The sequence below is a fragment of the Faecalibacterium longum genome (assembly GCF_040094125.1).
Lineage (GTDB): Bacteria > Bacillota > Clostridia > Oscillospirales > Ruminococcaceae > Faecalibacterium > Faecalibacterium longum.
In genome coordinates this window covers 199,569-225,262 of the sequence record NZ_JBBNIH010000170.1, presented here as the reverse complement: position 1 = coordinate 225,262, position 25,694 = coordinate 199,569, and the positions used below count along the sequence as shown (strand labels likewise).

Here is a 25,694-nt window from a genome sequence, read left to right as displayed (position 1 = left end):
TAACGATGAGAGAAGTCATTATGGGCTATCAGGGCGAAATGTCCCTGAAGGGCCTCAACCGCAACCAGTTTGAATCGACGATGATGAAGATCCTGCGCTACCGTCTCAAGACGGTGGGCAAGTTCCGCGTCTACTGCACCCAGTCCACCTTCTACATGGAGCCGGAAGAGGAAGATATTGATATGGACCTCGCCTTTGAGCGGGTGAGCAAGGTGTTCGGCCTCGCGGCCCTCAGCCGTGCTGTGGTCTGTGAGAAGGATTTCGACACCATCTGCCAGACCGCCGAGGATTATCTGGGCGACAGCCTCCACGGCATCAAGACCTTCAAGGTCGAGGCCCGCCGTTCCGATAAGACCTTCCCCATGACCAGTCCCGAACTGATGCGGGAGCTGGGTGCCTATCTGCTGGGCAGGCACAACTACCTGCGGGTGGACGTCAAGAACCCGCAGTTCAAGGTCATCGTGGAAATCCGCGATTACGGTGCGTATATCCACGGCCCCAAAATACAGGGTGAGGGTGGTCTGCCTGTCGGAACCTCCGGCCGCGCCCTCAATATGCTGTCCGGCGGCATCGACAGCCCTGTGGCGGCATACCGGATGGCAAAGCGAGGCCTCGGTCTCGACCACATCCATTTTGCGTCCCCTCCGTATACTTCTGAACGCGCAAAACTAAAAGTTAAGGCTCTGGCCCAGCTCATCACCCCCTATACCGGCAGCACCAACCTCTTTGTGGTGCCGTATACCAAGCCTCAGGAGTATATCCGCGATAACGCGCCCGATGTTCTCTTCACCGTCCTCATGCGCCGCAGCATGATGCGCATTGCCAACATCATCGCCAGGAAGCAGGGCTGTGAAGCCCTCGTCACCGGCGAGAGCCTGGCACAGGTGGCCAGCCAGACCGTCAAGGCTCTGCAGTGTACCGACGCCGCCCAGGACCTGCCCATCCTCCGTCCCCTCATCGGCATGGACAAGACCGAGATCGTCGAGACGGCCCGCCACATCAACACCTTTGAGACGAGCATCCTGCCCTACGAGGACTGCTGCACCATCTTTACCCCGCCGCACCCGAAGATCCGCCCCGAACTGAGCGAGATCCTCGAAGCCGAGGCCGGGATGCCCGGTCTGGCAGAGCTGGAAGCCGAGGCCGCAGAGGCCACCGAGCGTATCCGCCTGCGCATCACCGACGACGTGGAATTCGAGGGCTGAGCCATGACAGCAGAGATCATCAGTGTGGGTACCGAGCTCCTTCTCGGCAATATCCTCAACACCAACGCCCAGTACCTCAGCCGGGAGCTGGCTGATCTGGGCATCACGGTCCAGCGGGAGAGCACCATCGGTGACAATCATGGCCGTCTGGCTGATTTCGTCAACGAGGCCAAGAGCCGCTGCGACTTGCTGGTCTTTACCGGCGGCCTCGGCCCCACGGCGGACGACCTGACCAAGGAGACCGTTGCCGCCTGCTTCGGGGATGAGCTGGCCTTCGATGAGGCCGAGTGGGATAAGATCACCAGCTACTTTGCCCGCACCGGCCGCGAGACCACTCCAAACAACCGCAAACAGGCGATGGTCCCCACCAAGGGCCATAAAATCATCAACAACCACGGCACTGCCCCCGGCGCGTGGTTCGAGCAGGACGGCCACTGTGCCGTCCTTATGCCCGGTGTCCCCCACGAGATGAAGGCCATGTGGACGGAGAGCGTCCGCCCTCTGCTGATGGAGCGCCAGAACTGCACTCTCCACTCCGTTACCCTCCGTGTGCTGGGCGGCGAGAGCGATATTGAGTATAAGGTGCGCGACCTGCTGGAAAACCCGAACCCCACCGCCGCCATCTACTGCAAGACCGGTGAGTGCGAGATCCGCATTACCGCCCGCGCCCGCTCCGACGAGGACGGCGAAAAAATGTGCCGCGCGTATGCCAAAAAGTTCTATGATATGCTGGGCGATGCGGTGTATGATGAGGATGTGGCCGGTCTGGAAGAGACGGTGGTCCATACCCTGCAGGAAAAGGGGCTGACCATCGCCACCGCCGAGAGCTGCACCGGCGGCCTCATCGCACAGCGCCTGACCTCCGTGTCCGGTTCCAGCGAGGTGTTCGGCTATGGCTTTGTCACCTACTGGGAGCAGGCCAAGGCAAAGCTCGTGGGCGTGGACCCGGCGGTCATCGAAAAGTACAACGTCGTGTCCGCCCCCGTGGCGGCACAGATGGCTCTGGGCGCGGCAAAGGCTTCGGGCGCTGACATCGCTGTGAGCGTCACCGGCGTGGCCGGCCCCACCGGCGGCGACGAAGTGCGCCCTGTCGGCACCGTTTATCTGGGCGCTGCCCGGGATGGCGTGGCCTACGTCAAGAAGCTTTTCGTCTCCCGGCCTGACCGTGCGCTGGTGCGCGCCCGGGCCGCACAGGCTGCACTGGAACTGGTGCTGCGTCTGGCACAGGGCAAAGTCCCTGCCGGGACGCAGGCCCTCACCGCAGCCCAGCAGTCGGACGACGAAGCGCTGGCCGCACTGGATGAGGTGTTCGTCCGGTAAAAATCAAAATGAGGGGTTGATGGGATTTGGCAGAGGAGACCCGCTGTGTGCTGCGCCTGTACGGTGCGCCGCAGGGGCGGCTGGCGGCCGCTGTGGCGCTGTTTGCGCCCCAATGGAGGGCTGAGGCCCAGTGGAAGAGCCGGGGCGCAGAGACGCTGCTGGCTGTCCATGCGGACACGCCCACGGGACTGAAAAAGGCGGCCCAGAGCCTCCGCAGCAGCTTTGGTGCGGACGTATACGGTGCAGGCGATACCAGTCTGGCCGCTGCCGCCGTGCAGGCGCTGGAAGCCCATGATCGTCTGCTGGCCTGCGGCGATGCCGCCGCCGGTGCGCTGCTGGAATCCCGGCTCGAGAAAGTCCCCGGTGCCGAGAAGGTCTATGACTTCGGCACCATGAGCTATGCCGACGCCAAGGTCGGCCCCCAAATCGAAAAGCGTGCCCGGGCCAAGCTCGGCGGGGAAGGGGACAAACCCGACCCTGTCCGTCTGGCCCTCGCCCGGGCGCAGGCGGCCCGCCGCATCGTGGGAACAGAGCTGGCCGTGGCCTGTGCCGAGCGGGAAAGCGACCATGTGCTGGTGCTCAGCACCAAAAAAGGCTGCTGGCTCCGCACCGTCTCCGCCGCAGATAACCCCGGTCTCTGGCTGCTGGATATGGTGCGCCGCGCCGCTGCCGGTCTGCCGCAGGCCGAGGGGACAGGCTTCCTTCCCGCCGGACAGGTCAAACAGAGCGATCCTTCGGGCCGTTCGCAGAGCAAGGACCCCACCCCAAAGAAGAAGCATCCTCTCCGCGTTCTGCTGGCGGTGCTGGTGATCCTGGCACTGGCGGCGTTCGGTGTGGCGTGGTATCTCACGGGCGGCGATCTCGCCGCCCTGCCCCAGCGCCTGAAGACCCTGCATCTGCCCGAGTGGGTCACCCTTTGGCAGGTCCATGAGCCGAAGCCCGGTGCAAGACTGATATAAAACACAAAGAGGCCGCTTCCCGGCAGAAATACGGGAAGCGGCCTCTTTTTATACAGCACAAAACCCCGCCGCAATGGGATGCTTCCCAATGCGGCGGGGCATTTGTGTTAAAATACAGTCAAGTGACAGTGCTTAGAGCTGGCTCTGATATTCCTTGCGGTAGCCTTCCAGCTCCTTCTGGTTGCCATAGACGAAGTGGCCGTTGGCAATCTCCTCCCACACCGGCTTGTCCACGCTGTAGTCGTGGATGGAGGGGTCGTAGACCAGAAGCTTCTTCTTTTTTTCCAGACCCGGGTCGGGGATGGGAACAGCGCTCAGCAGAGCTTTGGTGTAGGGGTGCAGGGGATGGAGGAACAGCTCTTCAGCCTCTGCCAGCTCCACGATGCGGCCCTTGCTGATGACGGCGATGCGGTCCGAGATGAACCGGACGACCGACAGGTCGTGGGCGATGAACAGGTAGGTCAGACCGCGGGACTTCTTCATGCTGTTCAGCAGGTTCAGCACCTGCGCACGGATGGAGACGTCCAGTGCAGAGATGGGCTCGTCGGCCACGATGAACTCCGGCTCCATGACCAGCGCACGGGCGATGCCGATACGCTGACGCTGGCCGCCCGAGAACTCGTGGGGGAAGCGGGAGGCGAACTCCGGCAGCAGGCCGACCTCGTGCAGAGCGTTCATGACCTTTTCGTGCAGGTCATTCTGGTCCTTGTACAGGTGGTGGTTCAACAGACCCTCAGCCACGATGTACTCGACCTTGGCGCGCTCGTTCAGGGAGGCCATGGGGTCCTGGAAGATCATCTGCACCTTGCGGATAACCTCACGGTCCAGCTCCTTGGAGATCTTGCCGTTGATCTTCTGGCCCTTGAAGAAGATGTCGCCGCCCGAGGTCGGGTTGATGCGGCAGATGGCACGGCCAATGGTGGTCTTGCCAGAGCCGGACTCGCCGACCAGCGAGAAGGTCTCGCCCTTGTAGATGTCAAAATTGACGTGGTCCACGGCCACGAACTTCTTTTTGCCGGAGCCAAAGGTGATCTGAAGGTCTTTCAGCTCAATCAGCTTTTCACGCTCAGCCATTTAAGTTGGAACCTCCCATCTTTCCCATTTTCTCACGCAGGTTCTGGATGGAGTGCGGGCGTTCCATCTTGGGAGCCCGGGGGTCCAGATACCAGGTCTTTGCCGCGTGGGTCTCGGACACCTGGAAGAACGGAGGTTCTGCCACGAAGTCGATGGCCAGCGCGTGCTTGTTGCGGGGGGCAAATGCATCGCCCTTGATCTCATTGAACAGGTTCGGCGGCGTACCGTCGATGGTGGGCAGGGCTTCACCCTTGGTACCCAGCTGAGGCAGAGCCTGCAGCAGAGCCCAGGTGTAGGGGTGCCATGCGTCGTAGAAGATCTCCTCGACGGTGCCGTACTCGACGATCTGGCCGGCGTACATGACGGCCACGCGGTCTGCCACGTTTGCCACAACGCCCAGGTCATGGGTGATGTAGATAACGGACATGCCCAGCTCCTTCTGCAGGTCACGGATGAGCTGCAGGATCTGTGCCTGAATGGTCACGTCCAGAGCGGTGGTGGGCTCGTCGCAGATGAGGATCTGCGGACGGCAGGCAGCAGCGATGGCGATGACGACACGCTGACGCATACCGCCGGAGAACTCGTGCGGATACTGCTCGTAGCGGCGCTCCGGGTCGGGGATGCCGACCTTGGCCAGCATCTCGATGGCGGCCTTCTTGGCCTCCGCACCCTTCAGACCCTGATGGTGCTCGATGCTCTCCTGGATCTGCTTGCCGATTTTCTTCAGCGGGTTCAGGCTGGTCATCGGGTCCTGCATGACCATGGCGATCTTCTTGCCGCGCACGCCCAGCCAGTCCTTCTCGGTGAACTTGGTCATGTCGCGGCCTTCGTACATGATGGAGCCGCCGGTGATCTTACCGTTGACATCCAGCATACCCACGAAGGTCTTGGTGAATACGGACTTGCCCGAGCCGGACTCGCCCACGATGGCCAACGTCTCGCCGTCATAAAGGTCCAGCGAGCACTTGCGGATCGCGTTCAGCTTCTTGCCGCGCAGGCTAAAGGTGATCTCCACGTCTTTGGCAGAGATGATCGGTTGTCTATCCATTTTTGTGATTTTCTCTCCCATCTGTTAAACGTGGTTGCGCGGGTCAGCAGCATCCGAGAAAGCGTTGCCCATGATATAGAAGGAAATGGAGATGATGGACACGATGGATGCGGGGAAGACCAGCAGGTAAGGATAATCGAGGAAGAAGCCGCGCACCTTGCTCAGGATGAGGCCCAGAGACGGAGTCTCGATGCCCAGACCGATGCCCAGATAGGACAGGGTGGACTCGAGGTTGATGGTGGCGGGGATGCTCAGCGCCATGCGCAGGATGATGACGGAGACCAGATAGGGCAGGATGTTCTTGGTCAGAACGCGCCACAGCGGGGTGCCAAGGCAGCGGGACGCGAGGTTGTACTCGCGGTCACGGAACATGAACACCATGTTGCGGACGCGGCGGGCCATGACCAGCCAGCCGATGGCGATCATCGAGACGGCCATGATGGTGAAGCTCTGGCCGACGACCAGTGCGATCAGGGTCATGTAGATGATGTAAGGCACGTTGTCGATGAGGTTGTACAGCTCGGTGAAGAAGCGGTCCAGCTTACGGACATAGCCCCAGATCAGGCCGATGATGACGCCGAGGATGCTCTCGCCCACGGCAACGATGAGGGCCAGACGGATGGACACCTGAGTGGCGTACCACACCTGACACCAGTAGTCGCGGCCGAGGTTGTCGGTGCCGAACCAGTATTCGCTGTTGGGCTTCCGGAAGGCCAGAGAGGAATCCGTCACCAGCGTCTGATAATCGTACTTGCCGATGGCCAGTGCGATGAAGGAGAAGATGACGAGGAACAGGAACAGGAACAGGCAGACGACAGCAGCCTTGTGCTTGAGGAAGTTCTGGATGACAGAACCCCAGTAGCTGTAGTTGGAGTAGCCGACACGCTCGGCTTCCTCCGGAGAGTAATCGACGAAGTAGAACAGTTCGTCCTGCTTCTTGCCCTCAAAATCAGATGCTTTAGCCATCAGCGTGCGGCCTCCTTTCCGGTCAGAGTAATGCGCGGGTCAACCAGCATCATCAGCACGTCGCCCAGGAAAACACCCACGATGCCCAGTGCAGCGTAGAGGATGACCAGAGTCTGGACGACGTTCAGGTCATAGCGCTGGATGGCATCGGTCAGCAGGGGACCCATGCCGGGAACGGAGAAGAACCGCTCCATCAGCAGAGAGCCGCCGACCGTCAGCAGGATGGACTGGGGGATATACTGCACCATGGGGACCATGGCGTTGCGCAGCACGTGCTTGAACATGATCTCGCTGGAGCTCAGGCCCTTGACGCGGGCCAGCTTGATATAATCGCGGGTCAGCTCGTCCACCATGTAGCGGCGGGTCCACAGAGCGTAGCCTGCGATAGACGCCAGCGACAAGCAGACGATGGGCAGCACGCTGGACGGGCCGACATTACGGGTGGAGTACAGCGTGGGGAAACCCAGGTATTTGGAGCCGAAGACCAGCACCAGCGAATAGGAGACCAGAGAAGGCACAGCGTTGACAAAAACGGTGTAGGCCGTGCCGATCCAGTCAAAGACCTTGTCCTTGAAGGCGGTCTGCAGGATGCCCAGCATGATGCCCACCAGCAGAGAGATGCCGGCGGAGATGAGGCCGAGGCGCATGGAGACGCCGAATTTCTTGCCGATCACCTTCACGACGGAAGCGCCATTCTGGATGCGGCGGGAAGTGCCGAAGTCCAGATGGAGCAGATCGTTGTAGAAGTGCAGCAGCTGGGTGCCGATGGGGTCGGTCAGACCGGCGGCTTCCAGCGCGGCGTATTTCTGCTCTTCGGTAAACTTCATGAGCTGTTCTTCCGTGAAGTAGTAGTCCGTAGGCAGGCAGCGCATCAGCAAAAAGACGATGGTTGCGATCAATAAGATCGTGACGAGCGACTGAGCCAGCCGCTTGACGGTGTATTTTAACATGATAACCAAACCTTTATAAAATAATCATCAGGCTTTGGTTGCTGCATTGAAAGCAGCGGAGAAAGCCTCGTACTCCTCGGTGGTGTAGCCGTCGCCCTGACGGGTCTCCCAGTTGACGGCCTTGTAGTTGCAGGGACCGTACATGGCGTTGATCTTGGTGTACTCGTTGACGTGGGTCAGGCACCAGAGCACCTCGTACAGGCAGGGGATGCACAGTGCGTTGTTCAGCATGGAAGCCTCAGCCTTTGCGAATGCGGCATAGCGTGCATCGGTATCGGTGACGATGGCCTTTGCCTCGGTGACCAGATCGGTGAACTCCTGGTAATCAGCCAGCAGCTCCTTCTGGTAATCCTTCGGGTCGGCCTCGACGGCTGCGATCCAGGAGGTGGTCTGAGCGTAGTAAGCGTTGTCGTCGCTCAGGACTTCCTGACCCAGGAAGTTGACGGGGTCACCGAAGTCAGCGCCCCAGCCGTTCTGCAGGATGGAGTGCAGCTGGACGTTACGGACTTCCTTATAAAGAGAAGAGACATAGGTGCCGATGTCCAGCACGACGAAGTCATCGCCCAGACTGTCGGAGAAGCACTGCTTCAGAACGGTGGCGGTATCCAGAGCAGTGGTATCGCCGCTCTTGATGTAGTGGTGGCAGTGGACGGGGAAGGTGACGCCGATAGCGCTCAGCTCTTCCATGGCCTGCTTCTTCAGGTCAGCGATGTCGCCACCGTTGTCGCGGAGGCGGATCATGGTCTTGCCGTCGTAAGCCTGACCGTCGAAGCCCATCTCCTTGGCGACCAGAGTGGTGTACTCCTCACCCTTGGTGTTGTAGCAGACACCGGGCATGGTGTAGTAGTCGTTCTCGCACTTCAGGGGGTTGATCTTGTTGGTGCGGGCGTAGTAGTTGGTGAAGTCGATGCCCTTGTAGAAGCACTGACGGAACGCGCGGTTGGAAACAGCCTTGTTCCAGTTCTCGTCCAGATTGCCGTTCTCATCCTTGCGCTGGAAGTTCAGGTGCATCTGGAAGCTGAACTTGGTGGGGCGCTTCTCGCACAGGAACTTGTTGTGCTCGTTGTTGGGGTCGGAGGTGATGGTGGTCAGGTTGGACTCGGTCAGGTCGATGTTATCGACTTCGCCGTTCTCGTACAGCTGCAGGCCCATGGACAGGTCGGGGATCATGGTGATGGTGTGATGCTCGAAACGGGTGCAGTCGTTTGCGGCGTAGTAGTTGGGGTTGGGGATGAAGCTCTTGGTGTTCTGCTGGATGTACTCCTCGATGAGGTACGGACCATTGTACCACATGGTGGAGTAGTCGCAGGAGCGGAAGCCATCGATGCCCAGCTCGTTGATGAGGTCCTCAGAGGCGGGGTAGAAGCTGTTGTAGGCAACGACAGTGTCGAAGTAGGGGCAGGGGTTCTTGCAGGTGAAGACCAGAGTGTAGTCGTCCGGTGCCTCGACGCCGACACCGGCAGCCAGCATATCCTCGTAGGTCATGTCAGCAGCAGCGTCGCCCTTGTCCTTGGTCAGGTCGTAGTACTCGGCAGCGCCCACGACGGTCTCAGAAGGCATGGAGGTGTTGAAAGCCTCGTTCTTGAGGGCGTTCAGGACCCACTCAAGACCCACGAGGAAGTCCTTGGAGGTCAGGTGAGACTTGACCTCGCCGTTGACGTCGCACCAATCGACATTGTCGCGCAGGTGGAAGGTCCAGACGGTGGAGTCCTCGTTGTGCTCCCAGCTGGATGCGATGGCGGGCACTGCCTTGCCGTAGCAGTCGAAGCTCAGCAGGCCGTCCCAGCAGTTGGTGGTGACGTTCAGGTCGGAAGCGGACTGGCTGTACAGGAAGTTCCAGGTCTCCAGCTCACGGTTGGCAGTCTCGAAGGAGACGTAATCGGTGATGGCGTCGGCTGCGGGTGCAGCTGCGCCGGAGGCAGCACCGGAGGTGCTGGCAGCAGTGCTGCTGGAAGAACCACCGCAAGCGGCCAGGATGCTTGCAGCGCCCACGACGCCGGAAGCCTTGAGGAAGCTGCGGCGGCTGATGGAATGAGACTCAAAATTTGCGTTCATTGTGTTTTCCTCCCAATTATTCTTTCGTGTCTCGGCTCTATGGCGCAGGGTACCTTGCCCTGCCGATTTCCCACTCCTACGAGATTATCTGCCCCTCTGTATTACCAGAGAATACAAAAGAGCGCAGAAACAGACCCCTCTGTCTGCGCCTGTGCTCCTCCCGTAAAATCCTTAACACGACATATATTGTACCATCGAAATAAATAGTTGTCAATGGAATGTGAAATGCCTTTTCTTTCAAAAGAAAGTTGTACTCTGCATAGAGATGAAATAAATTTACTTTACTGTGGTGAAGAGTGACGAAAATAAGATAAACAGGCCCAAAAACAAAACAACGGGAGCTGTTCTTGGGCTAAGAACAGCTCCCGTGTGTGGATCACGGGCCGGAAGCAGGAACTCCCGGCGGAAAAGATTTAAGAAAAAGTTAAGATTTTGCGGCGTCGAAAGCCTTGGCAAATTCCTCGTACTGAGCGGTGGTGTAGGCGTCCTCGCTGGTCTCCCAGTTGACGTACTTGAAGTTGCAGGGGCCGAACATGGCGTTGATCTTGGTGTACTCGTTGACGTGGGTCAGGCACCAGCGGACATCGTAGTAGCAGGGGACGGACAGCGAGTTGTTGATCATGTAGGCCTCGGCCTTTGCGAAAGCCTCATAGCGGGCGTCGGTGTCGTCCACGATGGCGTTGGCTGCGTTGACCAGGTCGGTGAACTGTTCAAACTCGTCTACCAGCTCCTTCTGGTAATCGGCGGGATCCTCCGCCACCAGCTGGATGTTGGAGTAGTTGACGGCGTAGTAGGCGTTGGAGTCGTGCAGGATCTCCTGACCCACAAAGTTGACGGGGTCGCCGAAGTCTGCGCCCCAGCCGTTGATGACGAAGCCGTGGAGCTTGGGGATGCGGACTTCCTTTGCAAGGCTGGAAACATAGGTGCCGAGGTCCAACTGGATGAAGTCGTCGCCGAAGCTGTCGGTGAAGCACTGCTTCAGAACGGTGGCGTTGTCCTGAGCAACGGTGTTGCCGGCCACGAAGAAGAAGGGCGCCTTGACCGGGAAGGTGACGCCGATGGCAGTCAGCTCATCCATGGCCTGCTTCTTGAGGGCGGCGATGGAGTCGGCGGTGGACTTGCGCAGATGGACCATGGTCTCGCCGTCATACTTCTCGCCGTCGATGCCCAGCTCCTTGGCCACAAGGTCAACATAATCGGTGCCTTTGGAGTTGTAGCAGACGCCCTTCATGGTGTAGTAGTTGTTCTCACACTTGAGGGGGTTGATCTTGTTGAAGCGTGCGTAGTAGGGAATGAGGTTCAGGCCCTCCTGGAAGCAGCGGCGGAATGCCCGGTTGGCCACGGCCTTGTTCCAGTTCTCGTTGGGGGTGCCGTCGGAGTTGAGGCAGTAGAAGTTGAAGTGGAAGTCGTAGGCATACTTGGTGGGGCGCTTCTCGCAGAGCTGGTCGTTGTAGGCGTTGGAAGTGTCGGAGGTGATGGTGGTCAGGGTGCTCTCGCTCAGCTCCAGCTCGTCCAGCTCACGGTTCTGATACAGCTGGTAGCCCACGGTCAGGTCGGTGATCATGCTCAGGGACACGCGCTCGAAGCGGCTGCACTCGTCAGCTGCATAATAATGGGGGTTCGGGATGAAGCGCTTGGAGTTGTCGGCCACAAATTCCTCGATGAGGTAGGGGCCGCAGCACCACTGCTGGGTGTAGTCCACGCCGCGGAAGCCCTCGACGCCCAGCTTTTCCACCAGAGCCGGGGGTGCCGGATAGCAGCAGACGTAGGAAGCCACGGTGTCGAAGTAGGGGCAGGGATTTATACAGGTGTAGACGATGGTGTAATCATCCGGTGCGTCAATGCCGACGCCTGCGGCCAGCATATCTTCGTAAGTAAGGGCTTCGCCTGCGGCGTCATCCATTCCGTAAGTCTTGTCGTAGTAATCGGCTGCGCCCACGACGGTGGTGGAGGGCATGGAGGTGTTGGCGGCCTGATTCTTCTTTGCGTTCAGCACCCACTCGAAGCCCACGAGGAAGTCTTTGCTGGTCAGGTGGTCCTGCACCTCGCCGTTCATGTCCACCCAGTCCACGTCGTCACGGAGGTGGAAAGTCCAGACGGTGGAGTCCTCGTTGTGCTCCCAGCTCTTAGCCAGAGCCGGCACAGGCTTGCCGTAGTTGTCGAAGCTGATAAGACCGTCGATGATGTTGGTCGATACGTTGAAGTCGATGGCCTGCTGGCTGTAGAGCATATTCCAGCTCTCGATCTCGCGGCCGGAAGTCTCGTAAGTAAACAGCTCGCTCAGGCCCTTGCTGGAAGCAGCTGCACCGGAAGAAGCCGACGAAGCACTGGCTGCGGTGCTGGAAGAAGAGCCGCCGCAGGCAGCCAGCAGACCGGCTGCGCCAACAGCGCCGGCACCCTTAAGGAAGCTGCGGCGGGTGATGGTGTGAGACTCAAAATCGTGGTACATATTCTTTCCCTCCTGTAATGATTGGTACGGCTCTGCGTTTCCCAAATCCCTACCCTGTCCATACTGCTTTACCTTCCCACAAGGTCTGGAAGCCGTCTTCATAACCATTGTACGCCGTCTGAACGGTCTTTTTGCTCACATACTGCGTTGCTCTCCCTTGCAATCCGTTAGGATTGCTGCGGAAAATCGCCTTGTCTGTGGGCAAAAATCCTCGCCTATCCGGCGCACTCTGGCCATGAACCCGGCTTCAAAAGGGTACAAAAAGGGCGCAGAGACAGATTTTATTGATCTGTTTCTGCGCCATTGCAGAACCCGTATCGATTGCAGATATTCTATCATCCCACAGGCGGGAAGTCAAGAAAAACCACTCTGGTATGGATTGAATCTTATTGATTCAGCAAACACATAAAAATGAAAATATTTCATGTGCCGACTGAAATGGAATGGCTGTTCGCGCCGGATCAGCCCTGAGAAGCCTGCTCGAATGCCTTGGCAAACTGCTCGTACTGGACGGTGGTGTAGGCCTCTTCGCTGGTCTCCCAGTTGACGGCCTTGTAGTTGCAGCTGCCGTACATGGCGTTGATCTTGCTGTACTCGTTGGCGTGGGTCAGGGACCATGGGATGTCGTAGTAGGTGGGGCTGACCAGCACATTCTCCAGCATATAGGCCTCAGCCTTGGCGAAGGCCTCGTAGCGGGCGTCGGTGTCGTTGACGATGGCGCTGGCGGCATTGACCAGATCGGTGTACTGCTCGAAAGCATCCATCAGGTCCTTCTGGTAGTCGGCAGGAGCCTCAGCCACCCGGGCGATGTTGGAGTAGTAGTGTGAGTAGAAAGCATTGTCGTCGTGGAGGGTCTCCTGACCCAGGAAGTTGACGGGGTCGCCGAAGTCGGCGCTCCAGCCGTTGATGACAAAGCTCTGGAGCTGAGGAGTGCGGACCTCCTGGGTCAGGCTGGAAACGTAGGTCTGGACGTCCAGCTTGATGAAGTCATCGCCGAAGCTGTCGGAGAAGCACTGCTTGAGGATGGTGGCGTTGTCCAGTGCGGAGGTGCTGCTGGCGATGATGAAGTAGGTGGCCTTGACGGGGAAGGTGACGCCGATGGCGCTCAGCTCCTCCATGGCCTGCTTCTTCAGGGCGGAGATGTCGCCGCCGTTGGCACGCAGGCGGATCATGGTCTCGCCGTCGTACTTCTCGGAGTCGAAGCCCATCTCCTTGGCCACCAGAGCGGTGTACTCAACGCCCTGCGTGTTGTAGCACAGGCCCTTCATGGTGTAGTAGTCGTTCTCGCACTTCAGGGGGTTGATCTTGTTGTAGCGGGAGAACCATGCCTTCAGGTTCAGGCCGCGGTAGAAGCACTGACGGAAAGCGGTGTTGGCGATGGCCTTGTTCCAGTTCACATCGGGGGTGCCGTCGGCGTTGTTCTTCTGGTAGTTGAAGTGCATGGCGTAGGCAGTGGGGCGGGCGCGCTTCTCACAGAGCTGGCTGTTGTACTCGTTGTTGGGGTCGGAGGTGATGGTGGTGATGGTGCTCTCGTTCAGGTCCATCTCGTCCAGCTCGCGGTTCTGGTAGAGCTGGAATGCGATGGCCTGATCGGAGATCATGGTCACGGTCAGACGCTCGAAGCGGCTGACGTTGGCAGCATTGTAGTAGTGGGGGTTGGGGATATAGCTCTTGGTGTTGCCCTGGATATACTCCTCGACGAGGTAGGGGCCGCAGTACCACATGTTGGTGTTGTCGCAGCCACGGAAGGTCTCGATGCCCAGCTCGTCGATCAGCACCTGAGAGGCGGGGTAGAAGCTGGTGTAGGAGGCTACGGTATCAAAGTAGGGGCAGGAGTGCTTGCAGGTGAATACCAGAGTGTAGTCGTCGGGAGCCTCGATGCCCACGCCTGCGTCCAGCATATCCTGATAGCGCAGGTCGGCAGCGGCCGCGCCCATATCCTTGGTCTTCTCGTAGTACTCCTCAGCGCCCACGATGTACAGGGTGGGCATGGAGGTGTTGTTGGCCTCGTTCTTGGAGGCGTTCAGCACCCACTCCAGACCGACCAGAAAATCGGTGGCGGTGATGTGCTCCTTCACCTCGCCGTTGCAGTCCACCCAGTCCACATCGTCGCGCAGGTGGAAGGTCCAGACGGTGGAGTCCTCGTTGGCCTCCCAGCTGGTGGCGATGGCGGGCACCAGCTTGCCGTAGCAGTCGAAGCTCATCAGGCCGTCCCACAGGTTGGTGACGACGTTGGCGTCGGTGAGGGTCTGGCTGTACAGCATGTTCCAGCTCTCGATCTCACGGTTGGCAGACTCCCAGGAGATGTACTCCTTGAGGGGGGTGGCACCGGTGGAGTTGGGGGCCTGTGCGCCGGAAGCAGCCGTGCTGCCGGAGTTGTTGGACTTGCTGCCGCCGCAGGCGGACAGCAGGCCGGCGGCACCCACGACGCCGGCGCCCTTCAGGAAGCTGCGGCGGGTGATGTTGCGGGACTCAAAATCGATGTTCATTGAGATACGATCCTCCGAGATATTGTTTTCCTTTTTTCCTATCCTAAATGCAAAAAACGGTACGCTCCGGGTGCCAAAACGCACAAAGCGCCCGGGGCCGCACCTTTCGTATTCTAACATTGTGGGCAAAAGAAGTCAATGAAATACAGCGCTGAAATAGAAACAAAATAGTAACGGATGCTTTTCTCTGAAAAATGACGGCAAAAAAACGGTAAAGAATGGAAAGAAGTCGCACTTTTACGAGATGACGAATGGATACAACGAAAGTTGGAAAACGCAAAGCGGCTATCTTTTTTCACAAAATCATGCTACAATAAAAAAGAATGTTACTTCTATAAAAGGAGCGTCCTTGGATGAAAAAGCTGGTTTCGATGTATCAAAAATATATGTTCCGCCCCATTCTGTATAAATCTGTCACCCGGGTGTCGGTGGTGGCTGTGCTGATGCTGCTGTGGGACCGCTACGTCAGCGACGGCACCTTCACGATGTGGCAGGCCCCGGCCCTGCTGCTGGGTGTTGTGCTGCTGGCGTGGGCGTGGGTGAACTACCTCCGTCTGGACGGTGTGACCATCCATCATCTGGGCGAAGAGTTTAAGGATATGGGCAAAAAGAAGAAGTTCCACTCCACCAAGTCCATCGTGGACTTTGCCGATGAGCGCATCGTCTCCTTCGAGGAGCTGGAACCGGAAGAGCGCACCTATTGCAGCATGCTCTCGAATCTCATCCTGGGCGGGGCGCTGCTCATCATCGGCCTCATCGCAGGCGCAGTGTGAGGGCAGCGGACATGGCAGAAAAAAGCGAAAAACAGCTGGTGGTGGGCATCCTTGCCCATGTGGACTCCGGCAAGACCACCCTCTCCGAGGCGATGCTCTACCGCGCGGGCAGCATCCGCAAGCTGGGCCGGGTGGATAACAAAGATGCCTTCCTCGACACCGACACGCTGGAAAAGGCGCGTGGGATCACCATCTTTTCCAAGCAGGCCCTGCTGAAAACGGGAAGTACGAGTATCACCCTGCTGGACACCCCCGGCCATGTGGACTTTTCCACCGAGACGGAGCGCACTTTGCAGGTGCTCGACTACGCAGTGCTGGTCATCAGCGGCACCGACGGCGTCCAGAGCCATACCGAGACGCTCTGGCGTCTGCTGCGGCGGTATCATATCCCGACCTTCGTGTTCATCAATAAAATGGACCTGCCCGGCCCGGGCAAAGAGGCGCTGCTGAGCCAGCTTTCCCACCGTCTGGGCGACGGATTCGTGGATTTCGGCGCAGAGCAGGCCGAACGGGACGAGGCACTGGCCCTCTGCGACGAGCGCCTGATGGAAAAGATGCTGGACGCGGGCAGCCTGACGGCGGAGGACATCATCCCGGCCATCGCCCGGCGGCACGTCTTTCCCTGCTGGTTTGGCGTGGCCCTGCAGAGGGAGAATGCCGGCGGACTGCAGGGTGTGGACGAGCTGCTGGCCGGCCTCGACGAATACACCCGCGCCGCCCCGGCGCTGGAAGCTTTCGGTGCGCGGGTGTTCAAAGTCTCGCAGGATGAGCGGGGCGAGCGGCTGACCTGGCTGCGCGTCACCGGCGGTGAGCTGAAAGTCAAAGCCCAGCTCACTGGCGAAGCGGACGGCGAGCCATGGGCCGAAAAGGCCAACCAGCTGCGGCTTTACTCCGGCGCAAAATATACGCTGGCAGAGGCCATCGGCCCGGGGCAGGTCTGCGCCGTCACCGGACTGACAAAGGCGAAGCCCGGCACCGGCCTCGGGGCCGAGCGGGACAGTGACCTCCCGGTGCTGGAACCTGTCCTGAGTTACCGGGTGTGTCTGCCCGAGGGCGCGGATGTTCATGCCGCATTGGGCAAGCTCCACCGTCTGGAAGAGGAAGAACCTCAGCTCCATGTCGTCTGGAACGAGACGCTGGGAGAGATACACGTCCAGCTTATGGGCGAGATTCAGCTCGAGGTGCTCAAAAGCCTGCTGGCCGAGCGGTACGGGCTGGACGTGGAGTTTGACTCCGGCGGCATATTATATAAGGAAACCATCACCGAGGCCATCGAGGGTGTGGGCCATTATGAGCCTCTGCGCCACTATGCCGAGGTGCATCTGAAGCTCGAGCCGCTGCCCCGGGGCAGCGGGATGCAGTTTGCCGCCGACTGCCGGGAGGAAGAGCTGGACAAAAACTGGCAGCGCCTCGTGCTGACCCATCTGGAAGAAAAGCAGCACCTCGGCGTCCTCATCGGCGCGCCTCTGACGGATATGAAGATCACCCTCATCGCGGGCCGCGCCCATCTCAAGCATACCGAGGGCGGCGACTTCCGGCAGGCCACCTACCGCGCCGTGCGGCAGGGCCTCATGATGGCAAACCAAATCAAAAAGACCCAGCTCCTCGAGCCGTGGTATTCCTTCCGGCTGGAAGTGCCTGCGGAGAACATTGGCCGCGCCATGAGCGACGTCCAGCGGATGGAGGGCAGCTTTGACCCGCCCGAGACGGCACCGGACGGCCAGACGGCCACCCTCACCGGTTTTGCACCGGTGGCCACCATGCGCAGCTACCCCATGGAGGTGGTCAGCTACACCCGGGGCAGGGGACACCTGAACCTGACGCTGGACGGATACCGCCCCTGCCACAACGCAGCAGAGGTCATCGAGGCAGTGGACTATGAGCCGGAACACGACCTGGACAACCCCGCTGACTCGGTGTTCTGCTCCCATGGCGCGGGCTTTGTGGTGCCGTGGGAGCAGGTGCGCAGCCATATGCACGTGGACAGCGGCTGGGGCCACACCGCCCCGGCATCAGAAGAGACCGCGGCCCGTCCCCGCCGGATGGCGGCTTACCGCGCTACGCTGGAAGAGGACGCCGAACTGCTGAAAATTTTTGAGCGCACCTACGGCCCCATCAAACGCGACCCGCTGGCGGCGTTCCGCCCAGTGCAGAAGCGGGAACGGCCCGATTTCGCCGCCGAGCAGTGGGAGATCGCCCCCGAATACCTGCTGGTGGACGGCTACAACATCATCTTTGCGTGGGACGAGCTGAACGCCCTCTCCAAGGAGAGCCTCGACGCCGCCCGCCACCGGCTGATGGACATTCTCTGCAACTATCAGGGCTTCAAAAAGTGCGTCCTCATCCTCGTGTTCGATGCCTACCGTGTGCCGGGCAGTCCCGGCAGCATCGAGCAGTACCACAACATCCACGTCGTCTACACCAAAGAGGCCGAGACGGCGGATATGTTCATCGAGCGCGTCACCCACGAGATCGGCAAAAACCGCCGGGTCCGGGTGGCGACCTCCGACGGCATGGAGCAGGTCATCATTCTGGGCCACGGCGCCCTCCGCGTCTCGGCCCGGATGTTCCACGAAGAGGTGCAGGACGTGGAAAAAGAGATAAGGCGCTGCATTCAGGGGGAGGCGTGAGCATGGCACCCGAAATTACGGCTGAATTTGTCTGGTCACATATTCCAAAACGCCCGAGGGAGAGCAACAAGGGCAGTTTCGGCGCGGTGCTGGCTGTGGCGGGAAGCGCCTGCTACCGCGGTGCGGCGTCGCTGACCGTCGAGGGCGCTCTGCGCACTGGCGCAGGCATCGTCACGCTGGCAAGCGTCGAGCCGGTGTTGGCGGCGGTGTCGGCACGCCTGCCGGAATGCTGTCTCTGCCCCTGTGAGCCGGGGGCAGAAGGGGGCATCTCCCCCCAGAGCATCCCCCGCATCCTCCGGCAGAAGGCGACCGTCCTGCTCATCGGGCCGGGATTGGGCTATCTTGCCCAGAGCACGGCCCGCGCCGCCGAGACGCGGGCGCTGGTGAAGAAGCTGCTCACCGGCTTTTCGGGCAGTGCGGTGCTGGATGCCGATGGCCTCAACGCCGCCGCCAGCCTCATGAACGCGGGTGAGGAACTGCCGCGCCCGGCCAAAGAGCTGATTTTGACGCCCCACCCGGGGGAGATGTCCCGGCTGACGGGGCTTTCGGTGGAGGCCGTTCAGGCTGACCGGGAGGGTGTCGCCCGGCGGTATGCCACTCAGTGGAATGCGGTGGTGGTGCTGAAAGGGGCGCGGACCGTGGTCGCCGCCCCGGATGGCCGCGTCTGCGTCAACCCTACCGGCAATCCCGGTCTTGCCAGGGGTGGGAGCGGCGATGTGCTGGCCGGTATGATGTCGGCCCTGCTGGCCTGCGGTCTGTCCGCCTGCGAAGCCGCCGCCTGTGCGGTCTGGCTCCACGGTGCCGCCGCTGACCGTGCCGCCCGCCAAAAAGGCGAGTACGGGATGCTCCCGCAGGATATTTTCGTACATATGGGAAAGATATTTGCGGAAAATGACCGTTGAAATGTGAAAAACAAAATGCAGAATACATAAAATTTTGCACTGATTTCCGTCGATAGACACAAAAGAGGTGTTGAATATGGTTGAAAAGTTGGAAAAAATCATTTCGCAGAGCCAGAACATCGTCTTTTTCGGCGGTGCAGGCGTGTCCACCGAGAGCGGCATCCCGGACTTCCGCAGTGTGGACGGCCTCTACCATCAGAAATACGATTACCCGCCCGAGACGATCTTGAGCCACACCTTCTGGGAAGAGCGCCCCGAGGAGTTCTACCGCTTCTACCGCGATAAGCTCATCGTCAAGGGAGCAAAGCCCAACGCGGCGCATCTGCGTCTGGCGAAGCTCGAGCGGGAGGGCAAGCTGAAAGCCGTCATCACCCAGAACATCGACGGCCTTCATCAGGCGGCAGGCTCCAAGACGGTGTACGAGCTCCACGGCAGCACCCTGCGCAACTACTGCGTCAAGTGCGGCGCGTTCTACGATGTGGACTTTATCGCCAACAGCACCGGTGTGCCGCGCTGCCCCAAATGCGGCGGTATCATCAAGCCGGACGTCGTCCTCTACGAAGAGGGGCTGGATGAGCAGGTATTGTCTGGCGCAGTCTCGGCTATCCGCCGTGCTGATACCCTCATCATCGGCGGTACCAGCCTTGTGGTCTACCCGGCGGCGGGACTCATCCGTTACTTCCGGGGCGACCACCTCGTGGTCATCAATATGCAGCCTACGAATGCGGACGCCGAGGCCGATCTGTGCATTGCAAAGCCCATCGGACAGGTGCTCAGCGAGGATGTTGTGCTGGACGACTGAATTATAAAAAATAAGAGGCCGCTGCAAGCGACCTCTCCGTCACGGCTTTGCTGTGCCGGAGAGGTCGTACTTTGCAGCAGCCTTTTTATTTTACACTACTATTATATATAAAATCAATCGATCGTCGTCTTCGTCCGTCCAACACCCAGCACGGCGGTGGAGATCTTCTTCCAGCTGTTGCAGCCGCAGACGCCGTCGGCGCGCAGACTGGTGCGCCGCTGGTAGCCCTTGAGGGCTTCTTCCGTCCGGCTGCCGAAGATGCCGTCGATGCGGTTCCCGGTCTGGTAGCCCAGCGTCGAGAGGGCGTCTTGGAGGATCATGACGTAGCAGCCCCGGCTGCCCCGGCGGAGGGTGGGGTAGCCTGCCGTGGTGCCTCTGCAGGCAGGCGTGCCGTAGCGCCGGTCGAAGTGGACCCATGTGGGGGTCTGGCTTAGTGGTTCGACATAGCCCCACGCCCCGGTGGAGCGGGCAGCGTTGTAGATGGCGGTGCGCTGGGTCTGGCTGAGGCTCTGCCCCACGTCGAAGGCCACGCCGGCATAGTGCTGGCTGCGGGTGCCGTGGCCTCCCTCCCAGATGCGGCGGAAGGCGTATCCCACCGGGATGCCCCTGCCGTATTTGCGGCGGGTGAGGTTCCACGCTTCCATTGCCGCGATGGTCGTCCAGAGCACCGGGCTGTTCGATTTGCCCCGGAACTCCCGCACGGTCAGAGTCCTGCCGGTGCTGTAGGGCATGGGGTCGTTCTCGCGCAGGTTCGAATAGGTGTAGACTTTGTTCTCGTAGGCGTCATAGACCAGTAAGCGTGCCATCTCTCATCCCTCCTCGGTGCAGTTGTCGCAGGCAGTATGGCTCTGGGCGCGGAGTGCGGCCCAGGTGGGCCGGTCCACGACGCCGCTTGGCTCAAGGCCCGCCCGCTGCTGCGTCTCCTTCACAGCGGCGGTGTCCTCCGGGCCGAAGACAGCGTTGTCGGCGACGTAGTCCTCCTCGCAGTAGAGCTGGGAGCGGTCATTGAGCCAACCCTCGATGAGGCTGACGTCAGGCCCTGCGCTGCCCTCCTTCATGGCCCGGTCCGGATAGTCCGACCCCTGCTCGGGATGCCGGTCGGGGTTGGGGGTGAAGGCCGCCAGCTGTAAGCTCAGGGCTTCCACTGATGTCCACGTTTCGGCGTCTGCCACGCCGGTGGCGGGCAGGCCCAGAAGCTCCTGCGCGCTGGCGGTGGCGTCCGCGGTCTCCTGCGTGTACTGGCTGGAAAGCGCGGGGGACGCTACACTGTCGTAGTAGTAGGCGATGCGCTGCAAAAGCAGGGTGTAGTAGAGCACGGCGCTGCTGTCGGTGCCGACGGTGAGCGGTGTGCCGGGGTAGGGGAGACGCTTGAGGGTGACCACCGGCCCGGACGAGCGGAGGGCCGACGCTTTGCCGTAGAGCGAATCCCATGTCTTCCGGCCCACGATCCCGTCCACCGTCAGCCCGGCGAACCGCTGATAGGCCCGCACGGCGGCCTCGGTGGCCGCGCCGAAACGGCCATCAATGGAGACAGAGGGGATGCTGCTCTGGTAGGCGCTCATGAGGTAGAGGTAGAATTGCAGCTCTCGGACGGCGGTGCCGGTGGAGCCATTGCGCAGCACGCCCGGGTACTCGCCGGGCCGCAGGCTGGGCGAAAGCAGGCGGTTGGCGATGTCGTTGTAGACTTCGTAGAGCTTGTTCCATGTCGTCCGGCCCACGACGCCGTCGCTGGTGAGGCCGAAGTAGGTCTGGAACCGCCGCACGGCCGCTGCGGTAGACGAGCCGAAGATGCCGTCCACGGTGACATTGTTGAGACTGGAATAGACCGTTCGTGCGATCTTCAGCCAGAACTGTACCAGCCGGACGTTCTGGCCGCTGCTGCCCTGGCGCAGGGCGGTGCCGGGGTAGGCGTTGGGGGTGCCGTTGTCGGACTGGATGCTGCGGAACTGGTCGTACAGCTCGGTCCATGTGGTGAGGCCTACGATGCCGTCCACCGTCAGGCCGTAGAGCCGCTGGAACGCCCGGACAGCCGCCGCTGTGCCGCTGCCGTAGACGCCGTCCACCGTGACAGAGGGGATGCTGCTCTCATACTGAGCCAGCGTACTCAGCCAGAACTGCACCTGCTCTACCTCGCTGCCGGTGGAACCCTGTTTGAGGACGCTGCTGCCGAAGTTCCATGAGCTGTCCGGGAGGGTGCCGCTGAATGTCTCGCCTTCACTGGTCAGCTCGGCGAGGTCCTTCACCGAGACGTAGATATAGCTGATCTTATACCAGGTGCTGCGGCCCACCACGCCGTCGGCGGTGAGGTTGAACTGCTTCTGGAACTTTTTGACCGTCTCGGTCATCTTGCGGCCGAAGATGCCGTCCACCGTCAGCAGGCCGAGGAAGGGATAGTCTTTGGTGATGCGGTTGAGCTGCCGCTGCAGGGTGAACACCGCCGCTCCGGTGCTGCCCTGCCGCAGAGGGCTTCCGGGGTAGCTCTGGGGGATGGACTGGATGTTGTTGGTGCGGATGATCTCGATGTTGCTGCCGTAGTAGTATTTGAGGATGCTCAGTGCGCTGCGGCCCTGATTGGCCAGCGTGACGGTCCCCCACTGCTTGAGGCCGGGGCAGGTGACGGATTTTCCGTCGCAGTACTCGGCATAGTAGGGGTTCACGGTGCCGGTCTTGCGGATATAGGTGTTGAAGATGTCGTCCGTCAGCCGCACCATGACGTCGAACACCGTCCGGCCATGGACGTAGTATTGGTCGTAGCTGGTGGAGTTGGTGATGTTGAAACTGTAGCCCTTGCTGGGGTACCACTCGGTGTAGATACGGTTGAGAGCCAGCGAGATCTGGCAGTGGATGTTGGCCCGCAGGGCCTGCTCGGGCCACGGGGAACAAAATAACCCAACTGGCCAAAGTCGCCTGCCCGGACTGCCGCAAGGTGCGGAGCGAGATGCAGGAACTGGTCCGGGCGGCATCCTCGACGGCCTTTTTGTCAAGTGATAATAATAGAACATAAGCAGTATTCACAAGCATAAACTCTTGAAATGCCTCTGTTATAATGTTACACTACGTACTGTATGCATTGGTATATATATACTGTTCAAAAAAAGCTGCTGACAACATGACGAGATCGATGCTGCAATGAACTTCTTGAAACCTGCGCAGTGGAAATAAAACCGGAATGAGACCGTCTGGGGCGGAGAAAGATTGGATAAAATGAAAAACTCTGGAATGAGCGAAACCATGCAGACCTTGACGCGGAAAAGCGCCTGTGTGATGCTGAGCCTGTTGCTGCTGCTGTCAGCCATGCTCCCTGTAAAAGCTGCCGCAGAGACCGCCCCTGCAAAGGTTGTTCGTGTCGGCTCGTTTGAGGACACCTTCAACTATGTCAACGAGAAGGGTGCAAGAAAGGGCTACGGCTACGAATTGCTGGAGACCTTGTCCGGCTACACAGGCTGGCAGTTCGAGTATGTGACCTGCGACTGGTCAAACTGCTTCGAAAAACTCAAAAACGGCGAGATCGACATTATGGGCGGTATTTCCTATACGGAGGACCGCACCGAGGAGATGCTGTTTTCAGACGAGCCGATGGGAGTGGAAAAATATTACCTCTGCGCCGATCTCTCGCGCGCAGACATCTCCGCCTCCGACTTCAAGACGCTGAACGGCAAAAAGATCGGTGTCCTGATGGGAACGGAGCCGGAAGTGATGCTGACCGAGTGGGAAGAAAAATACGGCCTGGAAACGGAACACGTCAACATCTCCAACAACGAGGATGTGAAGCAAAAGCTGGCAAACCACGAGATCGACTGCTTTGTTTCGCTGGAAGAATCCTTCTGGGCAGAGCGTGGCATCTCGACCATAGCCCGTGTGGGAGAATCCGGCATCTACTATGCGATCAACAAAGACCGGCCTGATATCAAGGAAGAACTTGACGATGCAATGCGCGCATTGGACGAAGCTGCGCCTTTTTATACGGCGGATCTGTATAAACGGTATTTCTCAATGGATTATACGCCCATCCTTACAGGGGAGGAAAAGGCGTGGCTCAAAGAGCACGGCGCCATCAAGATGGGCTTTCTGACGAGTGACAGCGGCGTCAGCACCTTTGACCCTGCCACCGGGGAGTTTACCGGGGTAATCACGGACTATATTCAGTTTGCAGCAGATTGTCTGGGCAATCAGGAACTGGAATTCCAGCTGGTCGGCTATGACAGCAAGGAAGCAGAACTGGATGCGCTGAAATCGGGCGAGATCGACATGATCTTCCATTTCGACCAGAGCCCCAATCTGGCGGAAGAGTATCACTTTGCCTGTACCAACACAACGTGGACCTCCAACCTGATGGCGGTCACGAACAAACAGCACTTTAACGAAAACAATGTAAACCGCATTGCCGTTCCCCAAAACAAACTCTCCCTGAAAAAGTACCTTGCGTTTTATTATCCGCAGTGGGAGATCGTGGACTGCGATACACAGGAGGATGCCGCAAAGCTGGTCAAAGACGGACAGGCGGATTGCTTTGTTACCTGGATCAGCAGTGAGAAAAATTACAGCAAGAAATACGGGTTTTACAGCGTTCCGCTGGTAAACCCTGTAAGATCCTGCTTTGCGGTCAATAGCGGAAACCGCAGCCTGTTGTCCATCCTGAACAAAACGATCAAGGCAATGCCTGTTAATATGCTTGCCGGCGCGCTTGCGATGTATAAGAGCTCCGCGCGGAAGGTTACCCTGAGCGATTTTATAAAGGATAACTTCTTTAAGGTTCTGTTGATCAGCAGCATTGCTGTTGCAGTTGTTCTGCTCACGATTTTGATACTGCTCCAGAAGGCGCGTAAAGCCGAAGCTGCTGCAAGGAAAGCCGCAGACGATACGCAGGAATTGAATGCAAAATTGCAGGTCGCCGTGGAAAAAGCAGAGAGTGCGAACCGCGCCAAGTCCACCTTCCTGTTCAATATGTCCCATGATATTCGCACTCCCATGAACGCCATTATCGGTTACGCAGACCTTGCCTCCCGGCATCTGGACGCCCCTGAAAAGCTGGAAAAATACATGGAGAACATTCAGATATGCGGACAGAACCTGCTGGTGCTGCTGAGCAATGTGCTGAACCTTGCCCGAATTGAGAACGACAGGACGGAGATCGAATATTCTGTTTCGGATGTCGAAAAAGATTTCCGTAACTGCATTGCGATGTTCCAGAATCAGGCAGACAGTAAGGGACAGACGCTTACGGTGACAACACATCTGCTGTATCCGTATGTCTATGCGGATATTCCGCACCTGACCGAGGTCTGCACGAACCTCGTCAGCAATGCGGTCAAATACACCGGTGCCTGCGGCATGATCCACTGCGATGTCACGCAGAAGCCCGGCAAAAAAGAGGGCTGGTGCGATACGGTGATCACGGTTGACGATAACGGCATCGGGATGTCGCAGGAGTTCCAGAAGCACATTTTTGAACCCTTTGAGCGGGAACGCACTTCCACCGTCAGCAAGGTGGAGGGCAGCGGCATCGGAATGGGCATCGTGAAAAAGCTGGTCGGGCTGATGGGCGGCACCGTGGAAGTGGAGAGCAGGATCGGTGTTGGCTCCACGTTTACTGTCACCATTCCCTGCCGCATTGCATCGGAGGAGGAGACACAGGCGAAACGGGAGACTGGCCCTTCGGACCAAAAGAGCTTGTGCGGTATAAAGATCCTGCTGGCCGAGGACAACGACCTGAATGCGGAGATCGCCACCGAGCTGTTGCAGGAAGAGGGCTGCACGGTAGACCGCGCGAAAGACGGCGTGGAATGTGTGGATATGCTGGAAAAAGCTGCGAACGGAACGTACCGGCTGATCCTTATGGACATCCAGATGCCGGTGATGAACGGCTACGATGCGGCAAAAAAGATACGGAGGATGGATGACCCCCAAAAGGCAGGCATCCCCATCATCGCTATGACTGCAAATGCCTTCTCCGAAGATAAGCAGGCGGCATTGGATGCCGGGATGAACGACCATGTTGCAAAACCGATCAATATGAATGTCCTTGTGCCGACCATCCAGAAATATCTCTGATGCGGACAGAAGGCTGCAGCA

At 59.3% G+C, this 25,694-nt stretch carries 17 protein-coding genes; 8 read left to right on the top strand and 9 right to left on the bottom strand.

Annotated elements, in window-relative coordinates:
- Positions 1-5: 5 nt before the first annotated feature.
- Genes thiI through AAAU26_RS13360 form a run of 3 tightly spaced genes read left to right on the top strand, consistent with a single transcriptional unit; the run spans position 6 to position 3,484 of the window.
- Entirely contained in the window at positions 6-1,205 is a 1,200-nt protein-coding gene (gene thiI, locus AAAU26_RS13370; protein ID WP_158388729.1) for a tRNA uracil 4-sulfurtransferase ThiI, read from the top strand.
- A 3-nt stretch (positions 1,206-1,208) separates the two neighbouring features.
- Positions 1,209-2,525 carry a competence/damage-inducible protein A gene (locus AAAU26_RS13365; RefSeq protein WP_227618419.1) on the top strand — a complete coding sequence of 439 codons (1,317 nt, stop codon included), beginning with the start codon at positions 1,209-1,211 and terminating at the stop codon, positions 2,523-2,525.
- Between the two features lie 26 nt (positions 2,526-2,551).
- Positions 2,552-3,484 carry a CinA family protein gene (locus tag AAAU26_RS13360; RefSeq protein ID WP_227618418.1) on the top strand — a complete coding sequence of 311 codons (933 nt, stop codon included), beginning with the start codon at positions 2,552-2,554 and terminating at the stop codon, positions 3,482-3,484.
- Between the two features lie 132 nt (positions 3,485-3,616).
- Here the strand turns inward: AAAU26_RS13360 and AAAU26_RS13355 are convergent, their stop codons facing one another.
- The 7 genes from AAAU26_RS13355 to AAAU26_RS13325 form a co-directional block, all read right to left on the bottom strand.
- Positions 3,617-4,558, bottom strand: coding sequence for an ATP-binding cassette domain-containing protein (locus AAAU26_RS13355; protein ID WP_149795006.1), 942 nt, complete (start codon positions 4,556-4,558; stop codon positions 3,617-3,619).
- Positions 4,551-5,606 (bottom strand): ABC transporter ATP-binding protein, encoded by a 1,056-nt coding sequence (locus tag AAAU26_RS13350; RefSeq protein ID WP_015564696.1) that lies wholly within the window; start codon positions 5,604-5,606, stop codon positions 4,551-4,553. Before AAAU26_RS13350 ends, AAAU26_RS13355 begins: the two co-directional genes overlap by 8 nt.
- 24 nt (positions 5,607-5,630) lie before the next feature.
- Positions 5,631-6,572 (bottom strand): ABC transporter permease, encoded by a 942-nt coding sequence (locus AAAU26_RS13345; RefSeq protein WP_158394810.1) that lies wholly within the window; start codon positions 6,570-6,572, stop codon positions 5,631-5,633.
- On the bottom strand, positions 6,572-7,522 hold the full coding sequence (locus AAAU26_RS13340; protein WP_149795019.1) for an ABC transporter permease: 951 nt from the start codon (positions 7,520-7,522) through the stop codon (positions 6,572-6,574). The genes AAAU26_RS13345 and AAAU26_RS13340 overlap by 1 nt, the downstream gene beginning before the upstream one ends.
- 27 nt (positions 7,523-7,549) lie before the next feature.
- Positions 7,550-9,577: an ABC transporter substrate-binding protein gene (locus tag AAAU26_RS13335; protein WP_227618417.1), complete on the bottom strand. Its 2,028-nt coding sequence runs from the start codon at positions 9,575-9,577 to the stop codon at positions 7,550-7,552.
- A gap of 424 nt (positions 9,578-10,001) precedes the next feature.
- Entirely contained in the window at positions 10,002-12,026 is a 2,025-nt protein-coding gene (locus AAAU26_RS13330) for a peptide ABC transporter substrate-binding protein (RefSeq protein ID WP_227618416.1), read from the bottom strand.
- Between the two features lie 461 nt (positions 12,027-12,487).
- Positions 12,488-14,515: a peptide ABC transporter substrate-binding protein gene (locus AAAU26_RS13325; RefSeq protein ID WP_227618415.1), complete on the bottom strand. Its 2,028-nt coding sequence runs from the start codon at positions 14,513-14,515 to the stop codon at positions 12,488-12,490.
- Positions 14,516-14,868: 353 nt separating this feature from the next.
- Between AAAU26_RS13325 and AAAU26_RS13320 the strand changes: the two genes are divergently transcribed.
- From AAAU26_RS13320 to AAAU26_RS13305, 4 genes are all read left to right on the top strand, one after another.
- Positions 14,869-15,288: a hypothetical protein gene (locus tag AAAU26_RS13320; protein WP_158388715.1), complete on the top strand. Its 420-nt coding sequence runs from the start codon at positions 14,869-14,871 to the stop codon at positions 15,286-15,288.
- 11 nt (positions 15,289-15,299) lie between these two features.
- Positions 15,300-17,918, top strand: coding sequence for a translation factor GTPase family protein (locus AAAU26_RS13315; protein ID WP_227618414.1), 2,619 nt, complete (start codon positions 15,300-15,302; stop codon positions 17,916-17,918).
- Between the two features lie 2 nt (positions 17,919-17,920).
- Positions 17,921-18,820, top strand: a complete 900-nt coding sequence (locus tag AAAU26_RS13310; RefSeq protein ID WP_227618413.1) for an NAD(P)H-hydrate dehydratase — start codon at positions 17,921-17,923, stop codon at positions 18,818-18,820.
- A gap of 76 nt (positions 18,821-18,896) precedes the next feature.
- The gene (locus AAAU26_RS13305; RefSeq protein ID WP_227618412.1) at positions 18,897-19,622 is read left to right on the top strand and encodes an NAD-dependent protein deacylase; all 726 of its coding nucleotides are present in this window, start codon (positions 18,897-18,899) and stop codon (positions 19,620-19,622) included.
- Positions 19,623-19,735: 113 nt separating this feature from the next.
- Here the strand turns inward: AAAU26_RS13305 and AAAU26_RS13300 are convergent, their stop codons facing one another.
- Both AAAU26_RS13300 and AAAU26_RS13295 read right to left on the bottom strand, forming a co-directional pair.
- Positions 19,736-20,428, bottom strand: a complete 693-nt coding sequence (locus AAAU26_RS13300) for a peptidoglycan-binding domain-containing protein (RefSeq protein WP_227618411.1) — start codon at positions 20,426-20,428, stop codon at positions 19,736-19,738.
- 3 nt (positions 20,429-20,431) lie between these two features.
- Positions 20,432-22,585, bottom strand: coding sequence for a peptidoglycan-binding domain-containing protein (locus tag AAAU26_RS13295; protein ID WP_227618410.1), 2,154 nt, complete (start codon positions 22,583-22,585; stop codon positions 20,432-20,434).
- 256 nt (positions 22,586-22,841) lie between these two features.
- Here AAAU26_RS13295 and AAAU26_RS13290 point away from each other — a divergent pair, with 256 nt between their 5' ends.
- Positions 22,842-25,673, top strand: a complete 2,832-nt coding sequence (locus AAAU26_RS13290) for a hybrid sensor histidine kinase/response regulator (RefSeq protein WP_227618409.1) — start codon at positions 22,842-22,844, stop codon at positions 25,671-25,673.
- The last annotated feature ends 21 nt before the right edge of the window (positions 25,674-25,694 follow it).

Excerpts from the sequence above, each read along its gene's own strand:
- thiI (WP_158388729.1), top strand. The coding sequence starts at position 6 with ATGAGAGAAGTCATTATGGGCTATCAGGGCGAAATGTCCCTGAAGGGC.
- AAAU26_RS13365 (WP_227618419.1), top strand. The coding sequence starts at position 1,209 with ATGACAGCAGAGATCATCAGTGTGGGTACCGAGCTCCTTCTCGGCAAT.
- AAAU26_RS13355 (WP_149795006.1), bottom strand. The coding sequence starts at position 4,558 with ATGGCTGAGCGTGAAAAGCTGATTGAGCTGAAAGACCTTCAGATCACC.
- AAAU26_RS13350 (WP_015564696.1), bottom strand. The coding sequence starts at position 5,606 with ATGGATAGACAACCGATCATCTCTGCCAAAGACGTGGAGATCACCTTT.
- AAAU26_RS13345 (WP_158394810.1), bottom strand. The coding sequence starts at position 6,572 with ATGGCTAAAGCATCTGATTTTGAGGGCAAGAAGCAGGACGAACTGTTC.
- AAAU26_RS13340 (WP_149795019.1), bottom strand. The coding sequence starts at position 7,522 with ATGTTAAAATACACCGTCAAGCGGCTGGCTCAGTCGCTCGTCACGATC.
- AAAU26_RS13335 (WP_227618417.1), bottom strand. The coding sequence starts at position 9,577 with ATGAACGCAAATTTTGAGTCTCATTCCATCAGCCGCCGCAGCTTCCTC.
- AAAU26_RS13330 (WP_227618416.1), bottom strand. The coding sequence starts at position 12,026 with ATGTACCACGATTTTGAGTCTCACACCATCACCCGCCGCAGCTTCCTT.
- AAAU26_RS13325 (WP_227618415.1), bottom strand. The coding sequence starts at position 14,515 with ATGAACATCGATTTTGAGTCCCGCAACATCACCCGCCGCAGCTTCCTG.
- AAAU26_RS13320 (WP_158388715.1), top strand. The coding sequence starts at position 14,869 with ATGAAAAAGCTGGTTTCGATGTATCAAAAATATATGTTCCGCCCCATT.
- AAAU26_RS13315 (WP_227618414.1), top strand. The coding sequence starts at position 15,300 with ATGGCAGAAAAAAGCGAAAAACAGCTGGTGGTGGGCATCCTTGCCCAT.
- AAAU26_RS13310 (WP_227618413.1), top strand. The coding sequence starts at position 17,921 with ATGGCACCCGAAATTACGGCTGAATTTGTCTGGTCACATATTCCAAAA.
- AAAU26_RS13305 (WP_227618412.1), top strand. The coding sequence starts at position 18,897 with ATGGTTGAAAAGTTGGAAAAAATCATTTCGCAGAGCCAGAACATCGTC.
- AAAU26_RS13300 (WP_227618411.1), bottom strand. The coding sequence starts at position 20,428 with ATGGCACGCTTACTGGTCTATGACGCCTACGAGAACAAAGTCTACACC.
- AAAU26_RS13295 (WP_227618410.1), bottom strand. The coding sequence starts at position 22,585 with ATGCCGCCCGGACCAGTTCCTGCATCTCGCTCCGCACCTTGCGGCAGT.
- AAAU26_RS13290 (WP_227618409.1), top strand. The coding sequence starts at position 22,842 with ATGAGCGAAACCATGCAGACCTTGACGCGGAAAAGCGCCTGTGTGATG.